A 4,282-nucleotide genomic window follows, 5' to 3' on the forward strand; every position below is an offset into this window, starting at 1 on the left:
GCCCGGCTCGCGCCCGACACACGCGAACAGGAACTACGCGATTTCCTCGGCGGCTTCAATTTTTCCGGCGAGATGGCGACCGCAAAGATCGCGCCGTTTTCCGGCGGAGAAAAGGCTCGGCTCGCGCTTGCGCTGATCATCTGGCAAAAGCCTAATCTGCTGCTCCTTGACGAACCGACGAACCATCTGGATCTTGAAACGCGTCACGCGCTGACCATGGCGCTCGCGCAGTTCGAAGGCACATTAATCCTGGTGTCGCACGACCGCCATTTACTGCGCGCCACCACGGATAATTTTATGCTCGTGGCAAAACATCGGCTACAGCCTTTTGATGGCGATCTCGACGATTATCGCGACTGGTTGCTGCAACACGCTGCCGAGCAGCGGGCGGCGGCCAAGGATACGGTCAACAATGGTTCAGCGGACGATTCGCTGGAATTGGGGCAGAACCGCAAGGAGCAGCGTCGCCAGGAGGCGCAAGAGCGGCAGAAACTCTCGCATTTGAAAAAGCCGCTGCAGTCGCGGATTTCGAAGATCGAGAAGGAGATGGACAAGCTGAATGCCGAGAAAGCACAGCTCGATATTTTCGTGGCCGATGCCGCCAGTTACGAGCCCGCCATGAAGACGCAACTCACGGAATCGATTCGCCGTCAGGCCGATGTGAACGGTCGACTGGAAGCGCTCGAAGCGCAATGGCTCGAGGCGCACGAGGAACTGGAGCAGATTGGCTGAAAGCCCGCTGCATTATCAGCTCTAATGCTGCCCTAGCGCCGGGGCAGCGTTTGCCGCGGCATGCCCTCGTCGTCGACCAGCACGTGCTTGCGTCCCTTTACGTGGCGCCGAATGGTCGCCACCACCTCATCTTCGGTCACGTCTTCGGCCACTACACGACGCGATATTTGCCCTTCAGCGTCGATCCACTCGACGATCCGGCACCCGCCGCCCCATGGCTGCTGAATGGGCGCGGACACACGGCAGCCGCGCAGATGGAAGGTTGGGCGAGACAAAGTTTGATCTGCGTGTTTCAAGGCGTGGTTCCTTTTTCCTTTTTGCGCTCGTATCCGGGTTTGTCGCGATACAAGCATAGAAAAACGACGCCCCGCGTGGGTTACAGGAACCTCGCGGTTTTTTACACGACATTACTAAGGGACCGATACCGGGCAGCCTCAAGCCAGTGATCGCACCCGGTCGATCGCCTCTTCAATCCGGTCGACCGCGATCACTTCCAGCCCCTCGATAGGTTGCTTCGGCGCATTCGCCTTTGGAATCAGTGCGATTGAAAAACCCAGTTTCGCCGCCTCCTTCAGGCGGTCCTGACCGCGCGGCGAGGGCCTGATTTCCCCCGCCAGCCCGACTTCGCCAAATACGATCAAACCCTTGGGCAGCGCCTTGTTGCGCATCGATGAATGAATCGCGAGCAATACAGCCAGGTCGGCAGCGGGTTCCGTGATCTTCACGCCGCCCACCGCGTTGAGAAATACGTCCTGATCGAAGCACGCAATACCCGCATGCCGATGCAACACGGCCAGCAGCAATGCGAGGCGGTTCTGCTCCAGCCCTACGGCGAGACGGCGCGGGTTCGGAACATGCGCGGTATCGACCAGCGCTTGCACTTCCACCAACAACGGCCGCGAACCCTCCTGCGTCACCAGCACGCACGAACCCGGCACGCTCTGCTCATGCTGCGATAAAAACAGCGCCGACGGATTCGCCACGCCACGCAAACCGCGCTCGGTCATCGCGAATACGCCAAGTTCGTTCACCGCACCGAAGCGGTTCTTGAACGCGCGCACGAGCCGGAACGAAGAGTGCGTATCACCTTCGAAGTACAGGACCGTATCCACGATGTGTTCAAGCACGCGCGGCCCGGCGAGATTGCCTTCCTTCGTCACGTGCCCAACCATGATGATGGCCGTGCCCGTCTGCTTCGCGATCCGCGTGAGCTGCGCCGCGCACTCGCGCACCTGGGCGACCGATCCCGGCGCGGAGGTAAGCGCTTCGGAATAAACCGTCTGGATTGAATCGATGACCGCGACTTCAGGCCGCTCTGTATCGATAGTCGCCTGAATACGCTCTAGCTGAATTTCCGCCAGCAAGCGCAGATCAGGCGCTGCCTTGCCGGACTCACCGAGCAGGCCGAGCCGCTGCGCGCGCAACGCGATCTGCGCGCCGGACTCTTCGCCACTGATATAAAGCGCCGGCCGCTCACGCGCAATTTCCGCCAGCGATTGCAGCAGCAGTGTGGATTTTCCGATGCCCGGGTCGCCGCCGATCAGCACCACGCCGCCGGCCACCAGACCGCCGCCCAGCACCCGGTCGAATTCGCCGATACCCGTGGTAAAGCGCGGTACATCCGACGCTTCGATTTCGGACAAGCGCTGCACCGGCGAGGTCTTCGCCAGTGATTGAAAGCGATGCGCCGAGGGCGACTCCGCCACCGACTCAACCAACGTGTTCCACGCTCCGCAAGCCGGACATTGACCTTGCCATTTCGGCGCCTGACCGCCGCAGTCGCTACATACGTACAGTGTCTTGACCTTCGCTACTTTCGCCACTCGCCTTCCTGAATTCCGTCGTTATCTAGTCGAACAACCCGCTTTATTCCGCCCGCATTGGCACGCGCGGCGCAACTGCGCACATCAACTCATACCCGATCGTGCCGCACGCAGCCGCGACGTCGTCGATCGGCAGTTTCGTGCCCCACAACTCCACGGGCGCGCCAATCCCAGCAGTTGGGACCGGGGTCAGGTCGACCATCAGCATGTCCATGGACACCCGGCCGACGACCCTTGTCAGCACGCCATCGACGATAACCGGCGTGCCTTCGGGCGCACATCGAGGATAACCGTCCGCATACCCGCACGCCACTACGCCGATCCGCATAGGACCTGTGGCCGAGAACACCGAACCGTAGCCAACCGAGTGCCCCGCCGGCACGGTCTGCACGCCGATCAGCTCAGATGCGAGCGTCATGGCCGGACGCAATCCGGTCGTCGCGATATCAGCCGTTTTGCCCGACGGCGAAGCGCCATACAAAATAATGCCGGGCCGCACCCAGTCGAAATGCGCTGCTGCATGCCACAGCGTGGCTGCGGAATTGGCGAGGCTGCGCGCGCCGGCAATGCCTTCGGCACCGCGTTCGAACGCTTCGAGTTGATGACCGATGCCGCGCGGACCGTCGGCATCGGAGAAATGCGTCATCAACGTAATCTGCCCAACACCCTGCACTGCCCGTGCGCGTTCCCACGCTGCCCGGAACCGCTCCGGCGTATAACCGAGCCGGTTCATGCCGCTATTCATTTTCAACTGGATATTGACCGGCTTCGACAGTCGCGCCATTTCCAGCATCCGCAACTGTTCGTCGCAATGCACGGCCGTGGTCAGGCTGTAGCGATCAATAACGTCGATATCCGTCGGACGGAAAAAGCCTTCCAGCAGCAAAATAGGACCGGCCCAGCCCAGCTCACGCAACTTGACCGCTTCTTCAAGGTCGAGCAGGCCAAAACCGTCCGTCGCACGCAATCCGGGGAACGCTCGCGCCACGCCATGGCCATATGCATTGGCCTTGACCACAGCCCATATCTTGGATTTCGGCGCGTGACGGCGTGCGACGGCGAGATTGCTGGCGAGTGCAGCGGTGTGGATCGTGGCGGATATCGGGCGCGGCATGGAAGTTTGGTTGGAAAGAACAGGTGATGAGCAGGTGGTCGCGAGAGCGGTCACAGCTTGACGAGGTCTGAACCGCTGCGCCGAAACCCCATTATGGCAGCAGTCGATCGTGCCCTATTGATGATAGCCCGAAGCATGGCAGGACAACACGGGGTTGATATGCCAACGATCAATCATTGCATGGAATGGCCGTTTAACAAGAGACCGTGCGCAGGGTGATAAATTCGAAAATACCCGATTTAGCGACTCAACAGCTGAATCAGTACCCGAATCAATACCTTATCGGCACCTTGCAGACCGGTGACGTTCCGGCCTGAACGTCTGCGAATTGTCATGCAGGTTACTGCTAGGCAGAATGCGCCTATTTTCGTGTTATAAAGCCGTGCACACAACCCATTTCAAACAGAAATTGCCTGGACGGGAGCCTGAGCGCGAACCCGGACGCGAGGGACGAGCGCGCCGTGCGTGAACGGGGCGGATCACCCGCAGTGCGGACTAGCATCGGATCAGATGAAAAAAGGTTTTTACACCATCATGGCCGCGCAGTTTTTCTCGTCGCTGGCCGACAACGCCCTTCTGATCGCTGCGATCGCCCTGCTGAAAGATCTTCACG

4 protein-coding genes are annotated in these 4,282 nt (G+C 60.2%); 1 reads left to right on the forward strand and 3 read right to left on the reverse strand.

Going from position 1 to position 4,282, the window contains the following annotated elements:
* Nucleotides 1-732: ATP-binding cassette domain-containing protein (locus JWR14_RS23385; RefSeq protein WP_299712676.1), on the forward strand; the 732-nt coding region annotated here is incomplete at its 5' end.
* Nucleotides 733-764: 32 nt separating this feature from the next.
* Here the strand turns inward: JWR14_RS23385 and JWR14_RS23390 are convergent.
* The 3 genes from JWR14_RS23390 to alr all read right to left on the reverse strand — a co-directional run bounded on the left by JWR14_RS23390 (nucleotide 765) and on the right by alr (nucleotide 3,669).
* Nucleotides 765-1,028: a DUF2866 domain-containing protein gene (locus tag JWR14_RS23390; protein WP_213763131.1), complete on the reverse strand. Its 264-nt coding sequence runs from the start codon at nucleotides 1,026-1,028 to the stop codon at nucleotides 765-767.
* Nucleotides 1,029-1,166: 138 nt separating this feature from the next.
* Nucleotides 1,167-2,555 carry a DNA repair protein RadA gene (gene radA, locus JWR14_RS23395; RefSeq protein ID WP_299712681.1) on the reverse strand — a complete coding sequence of 463 codons (1,389 nt, stop codon included), beginning with the start codon at nucleotides 2,553-2,555 and terminating at the stop codon, nucleotides 1,167-1,169.
* 43 nt (nucleotides 2,556-2,598) lie between these two features.
* Nucleotides 2,599-3,669 (reverse strand): alanine racemase, encoded by a 1,071-nt coding sequence (gene alr, locus JWR14_RS23400; RefSeq protein WP_299712684.1) that lies wholly within the window; start codon nucleotides 3,667-3,669, stop codon nucleotides 2,599-2,601.
* Nucleotides 3,670-4,282 lie beyond the last annotated feature (613 nt).

The organism is Caballeronia sp. (assembly GCF_028292365.1).
Lineage (GTDB): Bacteria > Pseudomonadota > Gammaproteobacteria > Burkholderiales > Burkholderiaceae > Caballeronia.